20 protein-coding genes, 1 other RNA gene and 2 pseudogenes are annotated in these 19,964 nt (G+C 62.9%); 12 read left to right on the top strand and 11 right to left on the bottom strand.

Features of this window, described 5'->3' with window-relative positions; genetic code table 11:
* Position 1: 1 nt before the first annotated feature.
* From ACZ5KU_RS09300 to ACZ5KU_RS09290, 3 genes are all read left to right on the top strand, one after another.
* Positions 2-1,426 carry a lipid II flippase MurJ gene (locus ACZ5KU_RS09300; protein WP_273824105.1) on the top strand — a complete coding sequence of 475 codons (1,425 nt, stop codon included), beginning with the start codon at positions 2-4 and terminating at the stop codon, positions 1,424-1,426.
* A gap of 3 nt (positions 1,427-1,429) precedes the next feature.
* The gene (locus tag ACZ5KU_RS09295; RefSeq protein WP_054060349.1) at positions 1,430-2,356 is read left to right on the top strand and encodes a glycosyltransferase family 2 protein; all 927 of its coding nucleotides are present in this window, start codon (positions 1,430-1,432) and stop codon (positions 2,354-2,356) included.
* 150 nt (positions 2,357-2,506) lie between these two features.
* Positions 2,507-2,839, top strand: a complete 333-nt coding sequence (locus tag ACZ5KU_RS09290) for a hypothetical protein (RefSeq protein WP_241494419.1) — start codon at positions 2,507-2,509, stop codon at positions 2,837-2,839.
* A 51-nt stretch (positions 2,840-2,890) separates the two neighbouring features.
* Here the strand turns inward: ACZ5KU_RS09290 and recR are convergent, their stop codons facing one another.
* The 4 genes from recR to ACZ5KU_RS09270 form a co-directional block, all read right to left on the bottom strand.
* Positions 2,891-3,493 carry a recombination mediator RecR gene (gene recR, locus ACZ5KU_RS09285; RefSeq protein WP_054060348.1) on the bottom strand — a complete coding sequence of 201 codons (603 nt, stop codon included), beginning with the start codon at positions 3,491-3,493 and terminating at the stop codon, positions 2,891-2,893.
* A 134-nt stretch (positions 3,494-3,627) separates the two neighbouring features.
* Positions 3,628-3,966, bottom strand: a complete 339-nt coding sequence (locus ACZ5KU_RS09280) for a YbaB/EbfC family nucleoid-associated protein (protein ID WP_054060347.1) — start codon at positions 3,964-3,966, stop codon at positions 3,628-3,630.
* Positions 3,967-4,029: 63 nt separating this feature from the next.
* A complete protein-coding gene (dnaX, locus tag ACZ5KU_RS09275; protein WP_464737057.1) occupies positions 4,030-6,156 on the bottom strand; it encodes a DNA polymerase III subunit gamma/tau in 2,127 nt (708 codons plus the stop codon).
* Between the two features lie 209 nt (positions 6,157-6,365).
* Positions 6,366-8,066, bottom strand: coding sequence for a putative bifunctional diguanylate cyclase/phosphodiesterase (locus ACZ5KU_RS09270; RefSeq protein WP_416772478.1), 1,701 nt, complete (start codon positions 8,064-8,066; stop codon positions 6,366-6,368).
* 427 nt (positions 8,067-8,493) lie between these two features.
* Between ACZ5KU_RS09270 and ACZ5KU_RS09265 the strand changes: the two genes are divergently transcribed.
* Positions 8,494-8,808 (top strand): helix-turn-helix domain-containing protein, encoded by a 315-nt coding sequence (locus tag ACZ5KU_RS09265; protein ID WP_054056846.1) that lies wholly within the window; start codon positions 8,494-8,496, stop codon positions 8,806-8,808.
* Between the two features lie 6 nt (positions 8,809-8,814).
* Here the strand turns inward: ACZ5KU_RS09265 and ACZ5KU_RS09260 are convergent, their stop codons facing one another.
* Entirely contained in the window at positions 8,815-9,810 is a 996-nt protein-coding gene (locus tag ACZ5KU_RS09260) for a DMT family transporter (protein WP_464737056.1), read from the bottom strand.
* A gap of 106 nt (positions 9,811-9,916) precedes the next feature.
* Here ACZ5KU_RS09260 and ACZ5KU_RS09255 point away from each other — a divergent pair, with 106 nt between their 5' ends.
* From ACZ5KU_RS09255 to ACZ5KU_RS09240, 4 genes and pseudogenes are all read left to right on the top strand, one after another.
* The gene (locus ACZ5KU_RS09255) at positions 9,917-10,792 is read left to right on the top strand and encodes a LysR family transcriptional regulator (protein ID WP_054056848.1); all 876 of its coding nucleotides are present in this window, start codon (positions 9,917-9,919) and stop codon (positions 10,790-10,792) included.
* An 84-nt stretch (positions 10,793-10,876) separates the two neighbouring features.
* A pseudogene (locus tag ACZ5KU_RS09250) lies at positions 10,877-11,778 on the top strand (DUF2167 domain-containing protein).
* A gap of 161 nt (positions 11,779-11,939) precedes the next feature.
* On the top strand, positions 11,940-12,485 hold the full coding sequence (locus tag ACZ5KU_RS09245) for a kinase inhibitor (RefSeq protein WP_054063897.1): 546 nt from the start codon (positions 11,940-11,942) through the stop codon (positions 12,483-12,485).
* Between the two features lie 52 nt (positions 12,486-12,537).
* Complete coding sequence (locus ACZ5KU_RS09240) at positions 12,538-13,308, top strand: helix-turn-helix transcriptional regulator (RefSeq protein ID WP_464737055.1); 771 nt, start codon at positions 12,538-12,540, stop codon at positions 13,306-13,308.
* A gap of 138 nt (positions 13,309-13,446) precedes the next feature.
* On the opposite strand, the gene ACZ5KU_RS09235 is transcribed toward ACZ5KU_RS09240, so the two are convergent.
* The 3 genes and pseudogenes from ACZ5KU_RS09235 to ACZ5KU_RS09225 all read right to left on the bottom strand — a co-directional run bounded on the left by ACZ5KU_RS09235 (position 13,447) and on the right by ACZ5KU_RS09225 (position 15,301).
* Positions 13,447-13,755, bottom strand: coding sequence for a YciI family protein (locus ACZ5KU_RS09235; RefSeq protein WP_054063898.1), 309 nt, complete (start codon positions 13,753-13,755; stop codon positions 13,447-13,449).
* Between the two features lie 26 nt (positions 13,756-13,781).
* Positions 13,782-14,410 (bottom strand): annotated as a pseudogene (locus tag ACZ5KU_RS09230) (FMN-dependent NADH-azoreductase).
* A 57-nt stretch (positions 14,411-14,467) separates the two neighbouring features.
* Positions 14,468-15,301 (bottom strand): alpha/beta fold hydrolase, encoded by an 834-nt coding sequence (locus ACZ5KU_RS09225; protein WP_464737054.1) that lies wholly within the window; start codon positions 15,299-15,301, stop codon positions 14,468-14,470.
* A 127-nt stretch (positions 15,302-15,428) separates the two neighbouring features.
* Between ACZ5KU_RS09225 and ACZ5KU_RS09220 the strand changes: the two genes are divergently transcribed.
* Positions 15,429-15,632 (top strand): hypothetical protein, encoded by a 204-nt coding sequence (locus ACZ5KU_RS09220; RefSeq protein WP_464737053.1) that lies wholly within the window; start codon positions 15,429-15,431, stop codon positions 15,630-15,632.
* A gap of 5 nt (positions 15,633-15,637) precedes the next feature.
* Positions 15,638-16,426: a GlxA family transcriptional regulator gene (locus ACZ5KU_RS09215; RefSeq protein ID WP_464737052.1), complete on the top strand. Its 789-nt coding sequence runs from the start codon at positions 15,638-15,640 to the stop codon at positions 16,424-16,426.
* A 171-nt stretch (positions 16,427-16,597) separates the two neighbouring features.
* On the opposite strand, the gene ACZ5KU_RS09210 is transcribed toward ACZ5KU_RS09215, so the two are convergent.
* Positions 16,598-17,086, bottom strand: a complete 489-nt coding sequence (locus ACZ5KU_RS09210) for an OB-fold protein (RefSeq protein WP_464737051.1) — start codon at positions 17,084-17,086, stop codon at positions 16,598-16,600.
* 389 nt (positions 17,087-17,475) lie between these two features.
* Here ACZ5KU_RS09210 and ACZ5KU_RS09205 point away from each other — a divergent pair, with 389 nt between their 5' ends.
* Positions 17,476-17,925 carry a hypothetical protein gene (locus ACZ5KU_RS09205; protein WP_464737050.1) on the top strand — a complete coding sequence of 150 codons (450 nt, stop codon included), beginning with the start codon at positions 17,476-17,478 and terminating at the stop codon, positions 17,923-17,925.
* A gap of 8 nt (positions 17,926-17,933) precedes the next feature.
* Positions 17,934-18,218, top strand: coding sequence for a hypothetical protein (locus ACZ5KU_RS09200; protein ID WP_464737049.1), 285 nt, complete (start codon positions 17,934-17,936; stop codon positions 18,216-18,218).
* Positions 18,219-18,846: 628 nt separating this feature from the next.
* Here the strand turns inward: ACZ5KU_RS09200 and ffs are convergent.
* Together ffs and ACZ5KU_RS09190 are read right to left on the bottom strand one after the other, a co-directional pair.
* An RNA gene (gene ffs / locus ACZ5KU_RS09195) (signal recognition particle sRNA small type) lies at positions 18,847-18,943 on the bottom strand.
* Between the two features lie 347 nt (positions 18,944-19,290).
* Positions 19,291-19,605: a DUF6124 family protein gene (locus ACZ5KU_RS09190; protein WP_416772451.1), complete on the bottom strand. Its 315-nt coding sequence runs from the start codon at positions 19,603-19,605 to the stop codon at positions 19,291-19,293.
* Positions 19,606-19,964 lie beyond the last annotated feature (359 nt).

Here is a 19,964-nt window from a genome sequence, read left to right as displayed (position 1 = left end):
GATGTTCGGATCGACCCTCTGGCTGACCCTGGCGACCCTCACCGGCCTGGCCGCCGGTTTCGCCCGCGAGTGGCTGCTGGTGGCGGCCTGGGGCGCCGGTGGGCGCAGCGACAGTTTCCTCGTCGCGCTGTTTCTGCCGGAAGCCCTGCGCATGGCGCTGGCCGCCGGCCTGCTCAGCGCGGCGGCACTGCCGCTGTACCAGCAACGCTCGGTTGGCGACCAGGCCAACTGGCTCGGGGCGCTGGCGCCACGCCTGCTGCTGGGCGGCGTGCTGGTGGGCGGCGTACTCAGCATCGGCGCACCGCTGTGGGTCCGACTGATCGGCCCCGGCCTCGACAGCCAGGGCTATCAACTGGCCAGCGGCAGCCTGCACTGGCTGGCCTGGTGCGCGCCGGGCTTCATCCTCCATGGGCTGTTCTGCGTGCCCTTGCAGGCGCGTTCGCGCTTCGTCCTGGCCGGGCTCGGCTCGCTGCTGTTCAACCTGCCGCCGGTGCTGTACCTGGCCATTCTGCGCCATGCGGCGACGCCGACCGGCCTGGCCGGCGCCTGCGTGCTGGGCAGCCTGCTGATGCCGACGGTGCTGCTGCCGTCGTTGTTGCGCAGCGGCTGGAAACCCTGGCAGGCGGCACACGCCCCCGGTGCCGGCCGCGAGTTGCTCAAGCAGATCGGCCCGCTGCTGAGCAGCAACCTGGCGAGCCAGGGCCTGGCCCTGCTGGAACGGATGGTCGCCTCGCTGCTGGGTGAAGGCGCGGTCACCTGGATCAATCTGGCGCGCAAGCTGATCAACCTGCCGCTGATCGCCCTGATGAGCCTGAACCAGGTACTGCTCGGACTGATGAGCGGCAGCGCCGGCAGCGAGCGTCTGTCGTTGCTGCGCAAGGGCCTGGCCAGTGCCACCCTGCTGACCCTGCCGGCCGTGGCCGGGTTGATCGGCGCCGCCGCCGCGCTGGTCAGCCTGCTGCTGCCCAACCAGGCCGCCGACAGCCCGCTGCCGGAACTGCTGGCGTGGTTCGCCGTACCGCTGATGTTCGGCGCCTGGAACGCCCTGCTCGCCCGCTACGCCTACGCCGCCGGCGATACGCGCATGCCGCTCAACTGCGAACTGGCCGGCAGCCTGCTCAACGCCCTGCTGCTGGCAGTGCTGCCGTATGTCTTCGGTCTGGTCGGAATCGCCCTGGCGGCCGTCTGCGGCGTGATCCTCACCGGCCTGCTGCTGATGCGCCGCCAGCAACTGCTGGCCGAAGTGCCCTGGCGCAGCCACTGGCTGCTGGGGCTCGGCGTGATGATCAGCGCCGCCCTGGTGCTGCACCCGCTCTCGGGGACCTGGCTGCAACTGGGCCTGAGCACCCTCTACAGCCTGGCGCTGCTGATCGCCCTGGCCTGCTGGTTGCGTCCCTGGCGGCCGGCGGCAATTCCTGGAGGCTGAACCATGTCGACTCTCAAAGTGGCCTGTGTGATCCCGACCTATAACGGCCGTCGGGACCTGGAACGCCTGCTCGACTCCCTCGACCGCCAGACGGCGGTGTTCGATACCCTGATCGTGGACTCCAGCTCCAGCGACGGCACCTTCGAGCTGGCCGAGTCCCGCTGCCCCAATGTCCTGCGCATCGACAGCAGGGACTTCAACCACGGCGGCACCCGGCAGATGATGGTCGAGCGCCACCCGGAGTACGACGTCTACGTGTTCATGACCCAGGATGCCTACCTGGAAGATCCCGAGGCACTGGCCAACATCGCCTGGCCGTTCACCGACGAACGCATCGGTGCGGTCTGCGGCCGGCAACTGGCACACCTGGACGCCAGCCCGCTGGCCGAGCACGCGCGGCTGTTCAACTACCCGCCCACCTCCCAGGTCAAGAGCCTGGAGGACGCGCCACGCCTGGGCATCAAGACCGCGTTCGCTTCCAACTCCTTCTGTGCCTACCGGCGCCAGGCACTGGTGCAGGTCGGCGGTTTCCCACAGCACGTGATTCTGTCCGAAGACATGTACGTAGCCGCGAAGATGCTGCTGGCCGGCTGGAAAGTCGCCTACGAGGGCAGCGCCTGCTGCCGGCATTCGCACAACTACACCCTCTGGGAAGAGTTTCGCCGCTACTTCGATATCGGCGTGTTCCATGCCCGCGAACCGTGGATTCGCCAGGCATTCGGCGGCGCGGGCGGCGAAGGCTTGCGCTATGTGCTGTCCGAGCTGAAATTCCTCGGCCCCAGGCGCCTGGCGGCCTGGCCTGGCTCGCTGCTGCGCAATGCGGTGAAGCTGTTCGCCTACAAACTCAGCCAGCAGGAGCGCTACCTGCCCAAGGGCCTGAAGAAAAGCCTGGGCATGTACAAGCGCTACTGGGACGGCCCCTATGCCTGACCGGACAAGCACTGCCGCCCTGGCGACTTTTCCGATAGATATCAGGGAATCGCCTCAATTGACCCGCCAGCCAAATAGAGCGAGTTTTTGAAGTGTCTTTTATCCGGGCGATGGCGCCCGGAGCCTGGACCTTCGAGGACAAAAAATCACATGGAAGTCGAGCTCAAGCGCTATGTCACACCGCACCTGCAACCTGCCTACCGGTGGCCGGACAACCACGATCCCGTGCAGCCATCCGCCGGTCCCGACAGCCTGGCCAAGCAGAACGCCGCCTCTGGAGGCAGCACCATGGAACCGCGCATCACCGAACTGGAAACCCGCTTCGAATACATCCACCGTGACCTTGGCGAAGTGCGCAGCGATGTAAAATCCATCCGTGCCCGTCTGGCCTACATGGCTGGCGGTGCGACCCTCCTGGGCACGCTGGTGGCTTGGGTGGCCAACACCCGCCTGGACCAGATCATGCTGTTGCTGACGTCCTGAAGCCGACAGCAACACCAGGCGTGTCGCCCCTCATCGGGATGGCCGCTGCCCTTACAAGGTGATCGGTTTACGACCGGCGAACGAATGTGCCAGGGTGCCGCCGTCCACCAACTCCAGCTCGCCGCCCAGCGGCACGCCATGGGCGATACGCGAGGTGACCAGCCCCTTGTTGGTCAGCAATTGGGCAATGTAGTGCGCCGTAGCCTCGCCCTCGACCGTCGGGTTGGTGGCGAGGATGACCTCGGTGAAACTGCCCTGCTCTTCGATCCGCGCCAGCAGTTGCGGAATACCGATAGCCTCCGGGCCGAGGCCGTCGAGCGGCGACAGGTGGCCCTTGAGCACGAAGTAGCGACCGCGATAGCCGGTCTGCTCCACCGCATAGACATCCATCGGCCCTTCGACCACACACAGCAGGCTGTCGTCACGCCGAGGGTCGGCGCACTGCGGGCACAGGTCGTCCTCGGTCAGGGTGCGGCACTGACGGCAGTGCCCGACCCCGTCCATGGCCTGGGCCAACGCCTGGGCCAGGCGCGCACCGCCGCTGCGATCACGCTCGAGCAGTTGCAGGGCCATGCGCTGGGCGGTTTTCTGGCCGACACCGGGCAGAACCCGGAAAGCGTCGATCAGTTGGCGAATCAGGGGGCTGAAGCTCATGGGCGATAGGTCCGACAAAACTGCGAGAGGCGGTTTATACCCGCGGCTCCGGCCAGCGTCAAATACGCCGGCCGCGAGCCCCGGAAACGACGATGCCAGGCGTCAAGCCTGGCATCGTTCAACAGCAAGCGGCCTTAGAATGGCAGCTTGAAGCCCGGTGGCAGTTGCATGCCAGCGGTCATGCCGGACATCTTGTCGGCGCTGTTGGCTTCGATCTTGCGCACGGCATCGTTGACCGCGGCGGCAAACAGATCCTCCAGTACTTCACGGTCGTCATCGCTGACGCCTTCGAGCAGGCTCGGGTCGATGCTCACGCGCTTGACGTCATGACGGCCGGTCATGACCACGCTGACCATGTCGCCGCCGGCCTTGCCGGTGACTTCGGCGTTGGCCAGCTCTTCCTGCATCTTGGCCATTTTTTCCTGCATCTGCTGCGCCTGCTTCATCAGGCCGGCCATGCCACCCTTCATCATGGGAATCACCTCAAAGTTGCTTGGACAAGCGGTACGAGGCGGTTGCCTCGCACCTTTCAGTTATTAGCCCTGGGTCACCAGGGCATCGACAGGTTCAATAGTATCGTCACGGACCACCGCGCCGAACTGTTGCATCATTTGCTGGATGAACGGATCGGCATGAATCGAGGCGATGGCCTCGTTCTGTCGCTCGTGCCGACGACGCGCGGCCGCCTGGGCCGGGGTTTCCTGCTCGGGCTTGATCAGCTCGATGCTCAGTTTCAGCGTGCGCCCGTGATACTGGTTCAGCGCTTCATTGAGGCGCCGTTGCTGCGTCGGGTTGAACAGGGCGCTGTGGGCCGGGTCCAGGTGCAACAGCCAGTCGTCACCGTCGACCGCGATCAGCGTGCAGTTGGCGGCGATGCTGCCGGTCATGCCGGAAATCGGCAGTTTCGGGAACAGCTGCAGCCACTCCAGGGCCAGGCCGGTTGCCGGTTGCGCCGCGGGCAGCGGTTCGGGCTCGGGCTGCGGCTCCAGCTCGGCGGCGTGTTCGGTCGCCAACTCATCCAGGTAGCTGTAGGCCGAATCCATGTCCGGCTCGATGTAGTCTTCGTCCAGCGGCGGCTCATCGTCGCGATCGGGGCCCGCCGCGCTGCTGCTCATCGGCGCTGGAATCGACTCGGGGATCGGCGCGGCCGCCCATTCCGGAGCCGTTGACTGCGCATGCGGCGCTTCCGGTTGTTCGGCAACGACCTCCGGCACCGGCTCTTCGACCGGCTCGGGCTCGGGTGCCTGCGGCTGTGGCGCAGCCTGGGCAGGCTCATTCCACGGCAGGTCGATTTCCTCGACGGCCGCAGCAACGGGCTCGGGCTCCGGCTCGCAGGCAACCGGCTCGGGCTCGGGCTCGGGCTCGGGCTCGGGCTCGGGCTCGGGTACAGCCTCGACCACCGCAGCCGGGGCCGGTGATGGCGGAGCCGAGGGGGCAACTGGCGCGGCAGGCGCCTCGACCACGGGAGCAACGGCCGCCGGCGCGGCAGTGGCCGGCCCAGCCACCTTGCTCGCGGAATCAACTGTGGCCTGGCTGATCCCCACTGGCTTTAGTGGCTGCCTGGGCGCCGCGGCGCTGTCGGCCGGGCGGAAGGCGAGCATCCGCAGCAGGACCATCTCGAAGCCACCACGCGGATCCGGTGCCAGCGGCAGGTCGCGCCGACCGATCAGGCCCATCTGGTAGTAGAACTGTACGTCCTCGGCCGGCAGCGCCTGGGCCAGGGCCAGCACCCGGTCGCGGTCGCCATGGCCGTTGTCGACCCCCTCGGGCAGCGCCTGGGCAATCGCCACCCGGTGCAGCACGTTGAGGATTTCCGAAAGCACGCCGTTCCAGTCCGGCCCCTGCTCGGCCAGGTGGCGCACGGCTTCGAGCAGCGCCTTGGCATCGCCGTCGATCAGCGCATGCAGCACATCGTAGACCTGGCCATGGTCCAGCGTGCCGAGCATCGCCCGCACATCACTGGCCAGGACCTTGCCTTCACCGAAGGCAATGGCCTGGTCGGTCAGGCTCATCGCGTCGCGCATCGAACCGTCGGCCGCGCGCCCGAGCAGCCACAGGGCATCGTCTTCGAACGGCACGTTCTCGACCCCGAGTACATGGGTCAAATGCTCGACCACCCGCTCCGGGGTCATGTTCTTCAGGGAGAACTGCAGGCAACGCGACAAAATCGTTGCAGGGAGTTTCTGCGGGTCGGTGGTTGCCAGGATGAACTTGACGTAGGGAGGCGGCTCTTCCAGGGTTTTCAGCAAGGCGTTGAACGAGTGGCTGGAGAGCATGTGCACTTCGTCGATCAGGTAGACCTTGAAGCGCCCGCGGCTCGGTGCGTACTGCACGTTATCCAGCAGCTCGCGGGTATCCTCGACCTTGGTCCGACTCGCGGCGTCGATCTCGATCAGGTCGACGAAGCGCCCTTCATCGATCTCGCGGCATACCGAACAGGTCCCGCAGGGCGAGGAAGTGATGCCGGTCTCGCAGTTCAGGCACTTGGCGATGATCCGTGCGATGGTGGTCTTGCCCACCCCGCGGGTGCCGGTGAACAGATAGGCATGGTGCAGCCGCTGGCTGTCCAGAGCATTGATCAGCGCCTTGAGCACATGGGTCTGGCCGACCATTTCGCGGAACGAGCGCGGACGCCATTTACGTGCAAGAACCTGATAACTCATCGATAACCGTCGCATCTGGAAAGCGGAAGACCGCTAATGCTAGCGGAGCAGGGGGGAAATTGCATCCAGCGCGGTTCTCTAATCTGTCCTGGCTGCCCGACCCGCAAAGCGACTATATATGAGGCGTGCCGCTGCTGATGCCTGCTGGCGATCCGCCGCAGGCGGCCAGCCAGTCAATTGCGTGGCCGTTATCGCCAGCAAGCCAACGCCTACACGATGTCGGGCGCTGTACGCCACAGTGGCGAGGGAACGAACCCGGCGACCCAACCCGGCACCGCCTGCGCCGCCATCGGTCGGGCAATGAATCCACCCTGCGCCACGTCGCACCCCAGGCTGATCAGCAGTTGCCCCTGCTCGGCCGTTTCCAGCCCCTCGGCAATCACCTCGCGGCCAAACGCCCGGGCCAGGCCGATGATCGCCGTGGTCAGGGCCAGGTCATCCTGGTCGTGGAGAATATCGCGAACGAAGGAACGATCGATCTTGATGGTCTGGGTCGGCAGGCGCTTGAGGTGGCTCAGCGACGAATAGCCGGTGCCGAAATCATCCAGGGAAAAGCGCACCCCCAGCGCCTGGCACGCCAGCAGGCACTGGCTCACCCGCTGGATGTTCTCGATGGCCACCGATTCGACGATCTCCAGGTCCAGCATCTGCGCCGGCACCTCGGCATAACGGGCCAGCAATGCCTGCAGCCGCGCCACGAAATCCGCGCGCTGGAAGTGCCGCGCCGCGATGTTCAGGCTGACCGGCCAGTGGTAGCCCACCCGCCGCCAGGCCTGTATCTGCGCCAGGACACCATCGATGACCCATTCGCCGATCTCGCCGATCACATCCGTCTGCGCCACCAGCGGCAGGAACTCGTGGGCTTCGAGCAGGCCGCGTTGCGGATTCTGCCAGCACACCAGCGCCTCGAAACCGAGCACCTGGCCGGTACGCAGGTTGACCTTGGGTTGATAGACCAGCCGCAGTTCATCGGCGGCCAGGGCCTGGCGTATCAGTTCAACGGTCTGGTAGGTGGCCCTGATCTCCTGGTCCAGCGACACATCGAACAGGTGGAAGCGGTTGCGCCCGCCCTGCTTGGCCATGTACATGGCCTGGTCGGCGTGACGCAGCAGGGTGTCGGCATCCTCATCATCTTCCGGGAACAGGGTCACGCCGATGCTGGCATAGACGTGGAGTTCCTGCCCGCGAATCGAGTACGGCGCCGAGATCGCCCACAGCACCCGCTGCAAGGCGGCGCGCAACGCCTGGCTATCGTGCACGTAGCGCAGGATCAGCACGAACTCATCGCCCGCCAGGCGCGCCACCACATCCTCGCCGCGCATGATCCCGCGCAACCGCGCGGCGACTTCCACCAGCAACGCATCGCCGCAGGCATGCCCGTAGCTGTCGTTGACCGCCTTGAAGCCATCGAGATCGAGCATGCACACCGCCAGGGGAATCCGCTCGCGCCGGGCGAAGTCCAGGGCCTGGTTCAGCAGTTCGGAGAGAAAGGCCCGGTTGGGCAGGCCGGTCAGCACGTCATGGCCTACGCGCCACTGCAAGGTCTGCAGCAAACGCTGCTTTTCACTGACATCGAAGCGGATCGACATGTACTTGCGCACCTGCCCCGTCACATCATCCAGCAGCGGCACCATGGTGCTGTCTAGCCAGAACAGCGAGCCGTCCTTGGCGCGGTTGCACACTTCGCCCTTCCATACCTGCCCACGGGTCAGGGTGCGCCACATGTCGTCAAAGAATTCGGTCGGGTGAAAGCCGGAATTGAGCATCCGGTGGTTCTGCCCCAGCAGCTCCTCGCGGCTGTAGCCGGAAATGGCACAGAACGGCTCGTTGACGTAGGTGATCCGGCCGTTCAGGTCCGTCTCGGAGAAAATCGCTGCTGCATCCACCACCTTGCGGTACGTCTCGTCCATGAGTCAGTTCACTTGGGCAATTCGGTTGAACCGCTCGACCGGGCATCCGCCCCCGCAGAGACCAGCACCCGTTCGCCACCACAGCCGAGCCCGCCCCCACAAGGGAGCAATGCACGCTGTTCGGCAGAACTTCGACGAAGATCAACTAGAGTTAAACCGAGGTTGTCAGCAGATCGAAGCATGGACCGCTGAAACCCGCAAAATAGACACCCGAAGGCTCGGTTTGGCGCGCCTGGCATGCCGCCCGGGGAAATACAAGGATTTCCCGGCTTGCAAAACGGCCGCTTCAAACCCGATCACCAAAAATCTGTCCGATCCGCCGATTCTACGAATTACATCACATTATGCAATAGAAGGTGATGAATCATGGTGTTGCCTAATGCAAAGATTTATCGTTAAGTTCTTGATTCTAAATGGGAATTGAGCGATGGAAATTTCAAGTTTGGGTATGGCCATTAGACGCTATCGCAAGGTAGCGGGGCTGACTCAGGCTGAACTTGGCGAGAGAACCGGTTTTGACCCCAAAACCATCAGCCGCTTCGAAACCGGCAGCTACACCCCAAGCGTGGACGCGCTGTTTCTGTTCGCCGATGTGCTGGGGGTAAAACTGAAAGTGTTTTTCGCGGATATGGGCGACGAGGACGAGCAGCGTGCCTACCTGTTCGGCGTCATTCACAAAGCCCCCTCAAAGGACCTGGGAAAACTGATCGCCGCGGTCGATCTCGCCTTGTCCAAGCCCTGAATCACCTCACTTCAGGTCCGCCCCACGGGGCCGGACCTGGGGCACAAGCTCCTCCGACGCCATCCCACGGGCACCCTCGCCCCTGTGGGGACTGGCTTGCCGTGGCACCGAACCGCCGCGAATCGTGTCCCCCTTGCGCCCTTCCAACTGCAACGCCAGCACGCTCCCCAGCACGATCGCCCCACCCAGCAGCACCATCGGCGACACGCCAACCCCCAACACCAGCGCCGCCATCACGATCGCCACCGGTGGAATCAGGTACAACGCAACCGCTGAACGGCTGACCGCCGAATGCGTCAGCACATAGGCCCAGGCCAGGTAGGCCAGGGCGCTGGGAAAGATCCCCAGCACCAGCACCGCGACATTCACCCGCAGCGACGCCTGGGTCACCGCCTGCCCCAGCCCCGGCAGATAGACGCACAGCAGCAGCGTGCCGGCCCAGACCATGTAGCACACCGTGGTCAGCCCGCTGTAGTGATGGGCGTAGTGTTTCTGCAAGGCGAAATAGATGCTCCAGGACAGCGCCGCCAGCACGATCAGGAACCCCTGGGGATTGAACGTGCCAATCCCGCGATCCCCCCAGATCACCACCAATACCCCGACGAACCCGGCAAGCACGCCCAGCCAGCGCCAGCCGCTCACCGACTCCCTGAGCCAGAAATACGCGATCAGCGTACTGAACAACGGCGTCGACTGGGCCAGCACACTGCCCGCTCCCGGCGTGACCCATTGCTGGCCATAATTGATGCTGACGTGATGGAGGAAAATCGCGAAAAAACCCAGCACGAACAGCCACGGCAGATCGCGCAGGCGGGGCAAGGCGATGCCCTTTGCCAGCGCCACGCCGGCCATGAACAGCGAGGCGATCAGAAACCGCAGCAGGGCCAGGTGCCCCGGGCTGTAGTTTTCCAGGCCGATGTGGATACCGGTCGGCGAATAGGCCCAGCAGAGAATGACCGAGGCGGTGGCAAGGGAAACTTTTATCGAAGACAGGGCTTTCACGGCAGGACGACATCCAAGATGATCTAGGGAATGCCTCCAGTCTCGAGCGACCTGGCGATCAGCACAATTGACGAATATTGAGACGAGAATTCACCGGGAGTGAATCATGGAACTGGCGCAAATGCGCATGGTTAAAGCCGTTGCCGAAACCGGCAGCATCGCCCTCGCCGCGCAACGGCTGCATTGCGTGCCGTCCAACATCACCACGCGCATCAAGCAACTGGAAGCCGAACTGGGCACCGAACTGTTCGTGCGCGCCGGGCGCGGCCTGAGCATCAGCCCGGCCGGACAGATTTTCCTGGAGTACTGCGCGAAGATCCTCAACCTGGTGGACGAAGCCAAGCGTGCCGTCGACGCCAACACCCGCCCTTGCGGGACCTTGCGCATTGGCGCCATCGAGTCCTGCGCGACCGTGCACCTGCCGGCGCTGCTCGCCGAGTACCACCAGGCCTACCCCGAGGTCAGCCTGGAGCTGATCACCGGCACCTGGACGCAGTTGATGGAGGACGTCCGCCAGCGCCGCCTCGACGGCGCCCTGGTGGCCGTCGACATCCATCACCCGAAAATCGCCAGCGCTGCGCTCTACCGCGAGAACCTGGTGCTGATCAGCGCCGCCGGCAGCCCAGCGATCCACAGTGCCCATGACCTGCTGGGCCGCACCCTGATCATGTGGCCCAGCGGCTGCCCCTATCGCGCTGCGCTGAAGAACTGGGTACAGGAACACGATCGCAACCCGCCGATCGCCAGCTATGGCAGTTGGGGCACCATCATTGGCTGCGTGAACGCCGGGGCCGGCGTATCGCTGGTGCCGGAAGGCATCCTGCGCCGCTTCGAGCAATCGACGGGGCTGGCGACCTATCGTTTCGACGAACTGACACCGGTGCAGAACAGCTTCATCTGGCACAAGGAAACCACCCGCCACCCAGCCCGAGAGGCCTTCGCCCGGCTGTTGCAGGAGCGCCTGGAGACCACGCCGCAGTAGGCTGTGGACACGACAATCTGGCGATTGACCAGTCCTTTCGGTTATCCTGCCCGACCAAATTAATTCAAAATGTAAGGGACTACGATGAAACACCTGCGCCAGTTGTTGGTGGCAGTGTTGCTCAGCGCGACCACTTTGCCCGCCATTGCCGCCAACACCCCGCGCCTGCGCCAACCGCCAGCGAGCAGCCGCACCAGACCGCCGAACAATGGCTGGCCACCCTCAAGCAACAGCACGGCAACATCACCCTGCCCAGCGGCATCGCCACCCTGCAGCTCAACAACGAGTTCTACTACCTGTCGCCGGACGACACCGAGCGGCTGCTGACCGAAGCCTGGGGCAACCCGCCAGGCCACAAGACCCTCGGCATGATCATCCCGACCGCCGTCAGCCCGCTGGCCGACAATGGCTGGGGCGTGATCATCAGCTACAAGAACGACGGCCACATTTCCGACGATGACGCGGCCAAGATCGACTACGCCGACCTGCTCAAGCAGATGCAGGCCGATGACGAGGAAGACAACAAGGAGCGGCGCAAGCAGGGCTACGCCGGCCTGACACTGCTGGGCTGGGCCGAGCCCCCGAGCTACGACCAGGGCACCCACAAGATGTACTGGGCCCGCGAGCTGAAGGCCGACGACGCCGACCAGACCACCCTGAACTACAGCATCCGCGTGCTGGGTCGCGAGGGCGTGCTGGAACTCAATGCCGTGGCGGCGATGGCCGACCTGCAGACCATCAAGCAGGAAACGCCGAAGATCCTCGCCTTCACCAACTTTACCGACGGCAATCGCTACGCCGACTACGACGCCAAGACCGACAAGCTGGCGCCGTACGGCCTGGCCGCCCTGGTCGCCGGCGGCATCGCCGCCAAGGCCGGCCTGTTCGCCAAGATCGGCGTAGCCCTGCTGGCCTTCAAGAAGTTCATCATCCTGGGCCTGGTGGCCATCGCCGGCTTCCTCGGCAAGCTGTTCAAACGCAAATGATCCTTCCGGCAGCCCGCCTCCCGCTGTGGGAGCGGGCTTGCCCGCAGAAGCCCTCACCCTGACACTACCCGAGCGTTTCGGCACAACACCCGAGCGCCGCGGCACAACACCGGCTTGCGCCACCCCATAGACTCGCCTTTCCACCCAAAGACGAGACGCCCATGAAAATCCCCTTCCTCCTCGCCGCCCTCACCATGAGCGTTGCCGCCCAGGCCGCCGACTTCACCGTCAGCAGCCACGACATCAGCGACGGCAAGCCACTGACCAGCCGCGAAGTCTTCCAGGGCTTTGGTTGCAGCGGCGGCAACACCTCGCCGCAACTGTCCTGGCAGAATGCCCCGGCGGGCACCCAAAGCTTCGCCATCACCGCCTACGACCCGGACGCCCCGACCGGCAGCGGCTGGTGGCACTGGACCGTGGTCAACCTCCCCGCCACCACCCATGAACTGCCTTCCGGCGCCGGCAGCAAGGGCGGCCAGTTGCCCGCAGGCTCCGTGCAGGGGCGCACCGACTACGGCCAACCCGGCTTCGGCGGCGCCTGCCCACCGCCAGGCGATAAACCGCACCGTTACCAGTTCACCGTGTGGGCCTTGAAGACGGATAGACTGCCGGTCGACGAACAGTCCAGCGGCGCCCTGGTAGGCTACATGCTCAACGCCAACGCCCTGGGCAAGGCCACCCTCACCGCCACCTACGGACGCCCGTAACCATGCACGCACCTGCCGGCCCCAGCATCGCGAAAGCCGCCTCGGCACCAGCGTGATCCAGGCCCGCCAGCCCCATGCGCTGCAGCGGGTGCCGATCTTCATCACCACCCTGTGCCGGATTCGCCAGGGGGAAAAGCTGATGAGCTGGGACGACCGGCAGATGCGCGTAGGCTCCAGGCACCTGATCCTGCTGCCGGCGGGGCGTGAACTGGCGATCAACAACTTTCCCGGTGCGCAGGGTTACTACATCGCCGATACGGTGAGTTTCCCCACGGAGCTGCTACGCGCCTTCAGCGCTCGTCACGGCCAGCAGATCAACGTCCTGCCCGCCCAGGTCGGCCAGCAGGAACTCTGCGTACCACTGGACCGGCACATCACCGGTGCCTGGGAAAGCCTGCTGGAAGCCATCAACACCGACGCGCCGGAGGCCTTGCGCATTCATTACGCCGAAGCGGTGCTGCTGGCGCTGACCCTGGGCGGCTGGGCCGGGCCGGTACTGCTGGACCGCCGCGACCCGCTGTGCGAACGCGTGCAGCAGATCGTCATGAGCGCTCCGGCACGGGACTGGACGGTGGCCGATGTCGCCGAACGCCTGCATCTGGGGGCCTCGACCTTGCGGCGCCAACTGGCGAACGAGGACGACAGTTTCAGCAATATCCTGGAAAACGTCCGGCTGGGCATGGCGCTGCACTGGCTGCAGACCACGCCAAGGCCGATTGGCGAGATTGCCGCGGCGAGCGGGTATGCCTCGGCGTCACGCTTTGCGGTGCGGTTTCGCAAGCATTACGGGTTGTCGCCGAGGGAGTTGCGGGCGGCAATCTAGGCTATGTACGAAATCGCTTGAAACTTGGTTATGCAGCGTTAAAAACCGGCTCGGAATGCTCATTTACTCCAGTAAACTCCGCTTCCTCGCCGGTTTTTGCCTTGCCTAACCTGCGTTTCAAACAATTTCGTACACAGCCTAGACCGCCCTGGCCTCCGGCGCCCACTGTTCGGGAAAGCTGCTGGAACGGATCGCCGGCTCGCAGCAGCGAATGTCGAAAGTCACCAGTTGGTAAACAACGAACGGATCCTCGGCCAGCATCCGCTCGATATCGGAAACACCCTCTCCCTGCGCGAGGATGAACCCGCCGCCCTGCTGTTGCAGTGGCCCGGCCACCAGGATGCGGCCGGCCTTGATGAACTGCACCAGCCAGTCCTTGTGAGCATCCAGATGAGCCTTGACCTGCTCGATCGGACGAGTGTAGCTCAGCGTAATGGCAAATAGCATGGGTCTATCCTCATCAAGGTGTGGAGTCAGGCGGAAACCGGCAAACCGCTCAGTACATCGGCAATGGCCAACCTGGCCCGTGTGATCCCCTGCTGTCGTACCTGGTCGCCTTTCGACGCCCCTTCGGCACGAACAAACTGCACATCGCCAATCCCCAGGAAACCGAAGAACGCCTTGAGATAGTTCTCCTGGAAGTCCATGTGGGCGAAAGGGCCTTGCGCATAGAAACCGCCGCGCGCCGAAACCACGATCACCCGCCTGCCGGCCGACAGGCCAACCGGACCGTTTTCCGTGTACTTGAACGTGCGCCCTACCTGGGCAATGCGGTCCAGCCAGGCCTTCAACTGGCTCGATAGCGAAAAGTTGTACATGGGCGCGCCGATCACCAGCAGGTCGCTGTGCAGAAACTCGGTCACCAGCGTTTCGGAAACCTGGTGCTCGCGCACCGTGGCCTCATCCCACTCGCCGCCCCCGGCTGCCGGAACCCGGCGGCGATGGCACCGTTCAGGTGACGGACTTCGTGCTCGGCCAGGTCGCGGTACGTGACCCTGGCAGTGGGATGGCGGGCACGCAGTTGCGCCACAAGCTCGGCAGACAGCTCGCGCGTCACGGAGCCCTCGCCCAGGATGCTGGAGTCGATATGCAGAATGTTCATTCACACCTCACGTTCATCGGTTGGGTTATCCCGTTCTCCAGGTTTCCCTGAAACGGCTCACTGGCCGGCTTCCCTTGCCGCTCGATCGATCAAACCGGCCACCGCATCGGGGTGGGAAAGCAACGACAGGTGGCTGGAATCGACTGAAGTGATCCTGGCGCCCATTCGCTGGGCGAGGGCTTGTTGCACATCCGGGCGCAGGGCCTGGTCACTTGTCGTCTTCAGGTACCAGCTCGGCTTGTCGTGCCACGCCGCATGCCGGACCTTGCCAGCAAAGCTGGCGACGGCGATCGGTTGCTGGGTCGCGGCCAGCACCCGCACCTTATTCAGCGGCAGGTCAGCGGCCATCACTTGCTGGAACACCTGCGGATCCTCCAGCCAGATCAGCCCCTCGCTGTCCGGCGTCAGGCCATCCATCGGCGCCTTGAATTTTTCCAGCAGGTCCGCCACCGATTCGCCGCTGTCGGGTGCCAGGGCGGAGAGATAGACCAGGCCTTTGACATTGCTGGCATTACCCGCCTGGCTGATCACCGCGCCGGCCCAGGAATGCCCCACCAGCAGCACGTCGCCCTGTTGCCGCCGCAGGACGCGCACGGTGGCGCCGACATCGTCGGCCAATGAAGTCAGGGGGTTCTGCACCGCCGTAACGTGGTAGCCCTTGGCTTGCAGCCGGGAGATAACCTGCGACCAACTGGAGCCATCGGCAAAGGCACCGTGCACCAGCACGATATTGCGCACACGCCCCGCAGCGGGTGCGGCGCCGACCGGCGCGCCGCTGAAGAGCACCGTCAGCCCGACCGCGGCCGCCAGGCGCCCCAGCCATTTGAAAGAGTGAGGCCCATTGCCAACCTGAAGCCTGGTGGAACGATGTGAACACATGAACCCATTCATGACGCAGTGCCTTGATCCGTTGATGGGAGCCAGTCTATCGAGGTACTTGCAACGACAGCAGATGGCAAACAAGCCATGTTTCATGCAAAACTCGCCAAACCTGTCACCTCACCGAGCCACCTTTCCCATGCGCATTGCGATTGTCGCGGTAGAAGGCAGTTTGCTGTCTGCGATCACCGGCCTGGCCGATCTGTTCTGGATCACCAACCAGGCCCTGCGCTCACCGCCGGAGGGAACGGTGGCAAGCCTGCCGGATCCAGGCCGGGTGGAATTCCAGACCACCATCGTCAGCGCGGATGGCCAGGCGCTGCGTGATCCCAGGGTCGCCTGATTCCGGTGGACGGTTCATTCAATGACTTGGCCCGGTGCGATGTCGCCCTGGTCACCGGCATGGCGCTGGGTGCCGACAAGTTGCCGCCGCTCTCGGACTCGATTCGCCAGGCGGCGGGCTGGCTCAAGGAACGGCATGAAAATGGTGGGCTGGTGGGCGCAGCCTGTGCCGGCACCTTCGTGCTGGGCGAAGCCGGACTGCTTGATGGCCGACGCTGCACCACCACCTGGTGGCTGCACCATGCCTTCAAGCAGCGTTTCCCCAAGGCCCGGACCGTGTGGGGCACGGCGGTCGAAGAACAGGATGGCATCATCACCACCGGCGGCCCGTTGTCCTGGGTCGACCTGGCGCTGCATGTCATCCGTCGCCAGGCCGGCCCGGCGGTGGCCAAGTTGGCGGCCGATGTTTCGGTGGCCGACAGCCTGCCGCTGCCCCAGGCCATCTATGCGCCGCGAGGTTTTATCAACGCGGCCGATCCCCTGCTGCTGCAGGCCGAACAGATCGTCCGCCATGCCCATCCGGGGATAACTGCCGAAGGCTTGGCCAATGCCCTGAACCTGAGCGAAAGAACCCTGCACCGGCGCCTCAGGGAACTGAGCAACGAGTCGCCCAAGACCTTTATCACCCGCGTGCGCATCGAAACGGCCTGCGTGCTGCTGGAAACGCCGGGGGCCAGCGTCAAGCAGGTGGCGCTCAAGTGTGGGTACAGTGAGGAAACCTCGTTCCGCCGAGCTTTTATTCAACTGACAGGGATGACGCCAGCGGATTACAAGCGCTGGGCGAGTGGGCGTTGATCCGTACCGCTCTTGTACTTTGCAGTGCGGTTTCGCAAGCATTATGAGTTGTCACCGAGGGAGTTGTGGGCGGCGATTTGCGGTCCCTCAAGAGGTAAGAGAATACAGGCGGACCAAAATAAAAAGGGCCCATCCTGGATGGGCCCCTTCGTCAAACGGTCATTACAATAATCAGAGCAGTGCGCAGGAGCCCGACATTGGGATTTTTGCCACGTCCCCCTTACCAACACAGATCAGGGTTACCTTGACGCCCTTCTTGAGCGATGCAAGCGAGTTGGCATCGGACTTGTCGAACGAGAACTGTGGCTCCATGAACTGATTCACACCACCACGCAGCGTCAGATAAGGATTGCCCATGAAATCGGTATTGATATCAGATACCGTACCCGAGACCTTGAACTTCTTGCCTTTGAACTTCTGATCGGCAGCAACGGTGTTCTCATTGTAGGCAACGGCAATATCGCCTGCCGACACTGCGGGGAGAGCCGCCAGCTCCTGTTTAGCCTTCTCCAGTTCCACCTGCGCCCTGTCCTTGCTGGCCTGAGCCAGAGCAGCCGCCTCAGCCTGCTTCTGTTCAGGCGATTTCATTGCATTGCTGATGAAACCGATGACAAACAGGATACCAATAACGATCCCTACCCACTTGAACAGCTTTTTCACACCCTTCTCCTTCTACCGTAAAAACGTCCATGCTGTACAGACCCCGTCACCCCTAGGGCCGCACAGACAGCGCGGATTCTCTAGGATACTTACAATCAAGGCAAGGCCATATGCCACCATCGAAACATTGATAAAGATGCCAGTGGATCAAGACGGCAAGACGGCGACAGATTTATTTTCACGACTTGACGCGCTGAAAAATGAATCTCGCTCATTTGCACCCGACGTCGTCACTCTACACCGTAATTTTCGCCAGCCATTTGGGAAAGTTCAGGCGGCATTGCAGGACGATACTGAATCCTGAACGAGGCGGTATCAAGGCAACTTCGAAGAATCGAGCACTTGTGACGTGAGGCCATAAATGCGAATCGACAGGGCATACAGGATCGTTGCTCATCGGAGGGTGCTTCGACATCAGCGAATTCACCGTCAGGGAGGACAACCGTTATCAGCTCAACACGCTCCACTTTGCAGCCGTAAGACAGCACAACTATCAGATTGTCGAAAAAGTGAAAGAGCTGTACGACCGCATGCAGGCCAAGCACCTTCCTTGTGTCATGTCAGTCGCCATTTCAAAACCGTTGAATCGAGACCAGGGCGATGCGCTGAACGATCAGCGCTGGGTAGTTACCAGCGTGATTTCCGGAATAATCAGCTTCGCAGTTGGAAGAATGAAACACCCATTGGTAGCTCTACCAGCACATGCAGGAGCTTCGGCTTTCGTTTCCAGCCGCCTCCGGCGCTGTCACGCAGGTGATGTGCTAATAGCCCTGGACGCCAAGGTCCAAGGGGGTATCGGACCACAGCACTCGTCCATCGTCTTGATCATCAAAAGCTGAGGTCCACCATGCTCATCCCCCCAGAGCAGCTCGCGTTGATGTTCGTGGTAGCGTACGTGGTTGACCGGTGGATAAAACCACATCGATGGCGCAAGTGGCTTGGCATCCTATTGGCGCTGGCAGGATTGCTGAGCATTCTGTTTCCAACGGCCTGGCTGCCTCATAGCGATGTGCTGATCATGTGGAAGACTTTCGTCATGGTCACGGGGCCTTGCTTTTTTCTCGTCGTAACCTTCATGTCGAGCAGCCATAGAGGCTACGACATGGGCCTGCCCGCGCCCTGGGATAAGTGATCGAGAAATAGATTAGTCGCGTTTTCGCGCATTTCGCGTTCAGACTCAACGTTAGCCAAGAACCACGATGCCCCTCCTCTTTCGCCCGCAGGGCGCCTTCGGTTGCTTCAGTTAAACCACTTCCTGGGACACGATCCAGATGACAGACAACGAGAAGGTTATCGCTTCATACTTCCCCACGAAGATCCGGGGCTTTTGGTAAAAGCACGCTGGAATGATATCCAGCAAACTCTTTGGGAGATTCATCCGGTATTCAGGGATTTCTTGATCGTTGAGCAGCACGAACAGAAAGCACGTTTTGGGCTAGCCACCAAGCATCGTTCCAAAGGCCGTAGATAAAGAAATTAAGCGCGTCTTCTCTGGAGGGCGCGCTTTTATGAAACGCCTGTAGTCCGGCCCACGGATCAGCGCCTCCCGCTTGCAACGAATTTGCAGGGAACGACGAATCTCCTTTGGGAGAACACTGGGCGAATGACATCCGGCACCACGATTCGGAAGTAATAGACCGAGTGGCGGGATAACAAGAGGTAAGACGGGATGGTCGACACGGATGTATCACTCATTCTACCACCGCGTGGTAAAGGGTGAAAAACCGTTAAGAATCAGCCAGTTAGGTAACTGGAGGCAACCCCACCAGCCACACCCCGGCACACAATGTTCCCGCTGTGGCTGCTCCCTTCCGGGCCTGACCAGGTTGACGGGTAATCGTTGCGGGGGGACCGATGGGGTCACCATGACAACACTCGCCTGGCAGCGAGCCGCGCCATTGTACCTGGATAACGGGAAGTTACAACCGCCAGGTGCTGTAAAAATTCGATGGGGGTCAAGCACTTGTCTGTTTGGAGGCAGGCCGGAAGAGCATCGGCACCCGGACAGGCGGCAGAGATGTGGGAGGCTCCAGGGTCGTCAGCGGTACTTGAGGACCTATTCGCGGGCAAGTCGGGTCGCCGCACCGCCGGCTCCTACAGAAGTGTGGCGTGCCGCCGTATGTGCACGACGCGGCCCTGTAGGAGCGCGGCTTGCCCGCGAATGGGCCGGCAAGCTGCTCCACGTCTGGAACCTGGCACCGAGATCAGGTGGCTATCTGTTTTGCATCCAGAAGCTCGTCGACGCGGACCTGGGCCAGGTCGACCAGGTGCACGACGGCCAGGGCCAGTTTGCGGGTGGTGCCTTGCAGGTGATCCGCGCATTCGTAGGCGGTCGCGGAGGCGGATTGGAGGATTTCGTGGATTTGGGCCAGGGTGTCTTCGGCCGCCAGCGGTTCGCGTCGTGAGCGTCGCCTGGTCAGGGAGGAAAGTTCGTAGTGGGCGAAGGCTCGGTCGACGGCGCGTTGGCCGGCGGGGGATGACAGGTCTTCGGCTGGGGGGTTGGGGGTGATCTTGAACATGGTGATGCTCCTTAATGCCAAATGGAGCCGCCACCGTTCGCTTGCACACGAAAGAAGGTGGCAGCTATACGCAGGTGTGCAAGACCGGTGGCAAAGGAGCATTCCCGGCAGATCCCGAAGATCTCCCACGTACAGCCGCCATAACACAAGACCCAGACACCGAGATGCCTGAAAACCCTGGATATGTGCTGCGCTCCACCAAACCGGACTTGCACGTCCGTATCACCGATTTTGCGGTGACAAGACGCAGACTAGAGCCCAGCCGGAACAGGCGCAACGGGTTGGGATTTTCTAGGAAACTTCACGCAAGTTAAAGAGATCTTTCGACAATTAGCACCTGGAAGAAGGCTCTGCGGCGC

This window comes from Pseudomonas sp. Tof1 (assembly GCF_055390395.1).
Note: the sequence above shows the minus strand (reverse complement) of the source record. Positions and strands in the feature narration are given on the sequence as shown.

Excerpts from the sequence above, each read along its gene's own strand:
- ACZ5KU_RS09300 (WP_273824105.1), top strand. The coding sequence starts at position 2 with ATGTTCGGATCGACCCTCTGGCTGACCCTGGCGACCCTCACCGGCCTG.
- ACZ5KU_RS09295 (WP_054060349.1), top strand. The coding sequence starts at position 1,430 with ATGTCGACTCTCAAAGTGGCCTGTGTGATCCCGACCTATAACGGCCGT.
- ACZ5KU_RS09290 (WP_241494419.1), top strand. The coding sequence starts at position 2,507 with ATGGAAGTCGAGCTCAAGCGCTATGTCACACCGCACCTGCAACCTGCC.
- recR (WP_054060348.1), bottom strand. The coding sequence starts at position 3,493 with ATGAGCTTCAGCCCCCTGATTCGCCAACTGATCGACGCTTTCCGGGTT.
- ACZ5KU_RS09280 (WP_054060347.1), bottom strand. The coding sequence starts at position 3,966 with ATGATGAAGGGTGGCATGGCCGGCCTGATGAAGCAGGCGCAGCAGATG.
- dnaX (WP_464737057.1), bottom strand. The coding sequence starts at position 6,156 with ATGAGTTATCAGGTTCTTGCACGTAAATGGCGTCCGCGCTCGTTCCGC.
- ACZ5KU_RS09270 (WP_416772478.1), bottom strand. The coding sequence starts at position 8,066 with ATGGACGAGACGTACCGCAAGGTGGTGGATGCAGCAGCGATTTTCTCC.
- ACZ5KU_RS09265 (WP_054056846.1), top strand. The coding sequence starts at position 8,494 with ATGGAAATTTCAAGTTTGGGTATGGCCATTAGACGCTATCGCAAGGTA.
- ACZ5KU_RS09255 (WP_054056848.1), top strand. The coding sequence starts at position 9,917 with ATGGAACTGGCGCAAATGCGCATGGTTAAAGCCGTTGCCGAAACCGGC.
- ACZ5KU_RS09245 (WP_054063897.1), top strand. The coding sequence starts at position 11,940 with ATGAAAATCCCCTTCCTCCTCGCCGCCCTCACCATGAGCGTTGCCGCC.
- ACZ5KU_RS09235 (WP_054063898.1), bottom strand. The coding sequence starts at position 13,755 with ATGCTATTTGCCATTACGCTGAGCTACACTCGTCCGATCGAGCAGGTC.
- ACZ5KU_RS09225 (WP_464737054.1), bottom strand. The coding sequence starts at position 15,301 with ATGAATGGGTTCATGTGTTCACATCGTTCCACCAGGCTTCAGGTTGGC.
- ACZ5KU_RS09220 (WP_464737053.1), top strand. The coding sequence starts at position 15,429 with ATGCGCATTGCGATTGTCGCGGTAGAAGGCAGTTTGCTGTCTGCGATC.
- ACZ5KU_RS09200 (WP_464737049.1), top strand. The coding sequence starts at position 17,934 with ATGCTCATCCCCCCAGAGCAGCTCGCGTTGATGTTCGTGGTAGCGTAC.
- ACZ5KU_RS09190 (WP_416772451.1), bottom strand. The coding sequence starts at position 19,605 with ATGTTCAAGATCACCCCCAACCCCCCAGCCGAAGACCTGTCATCCCCC.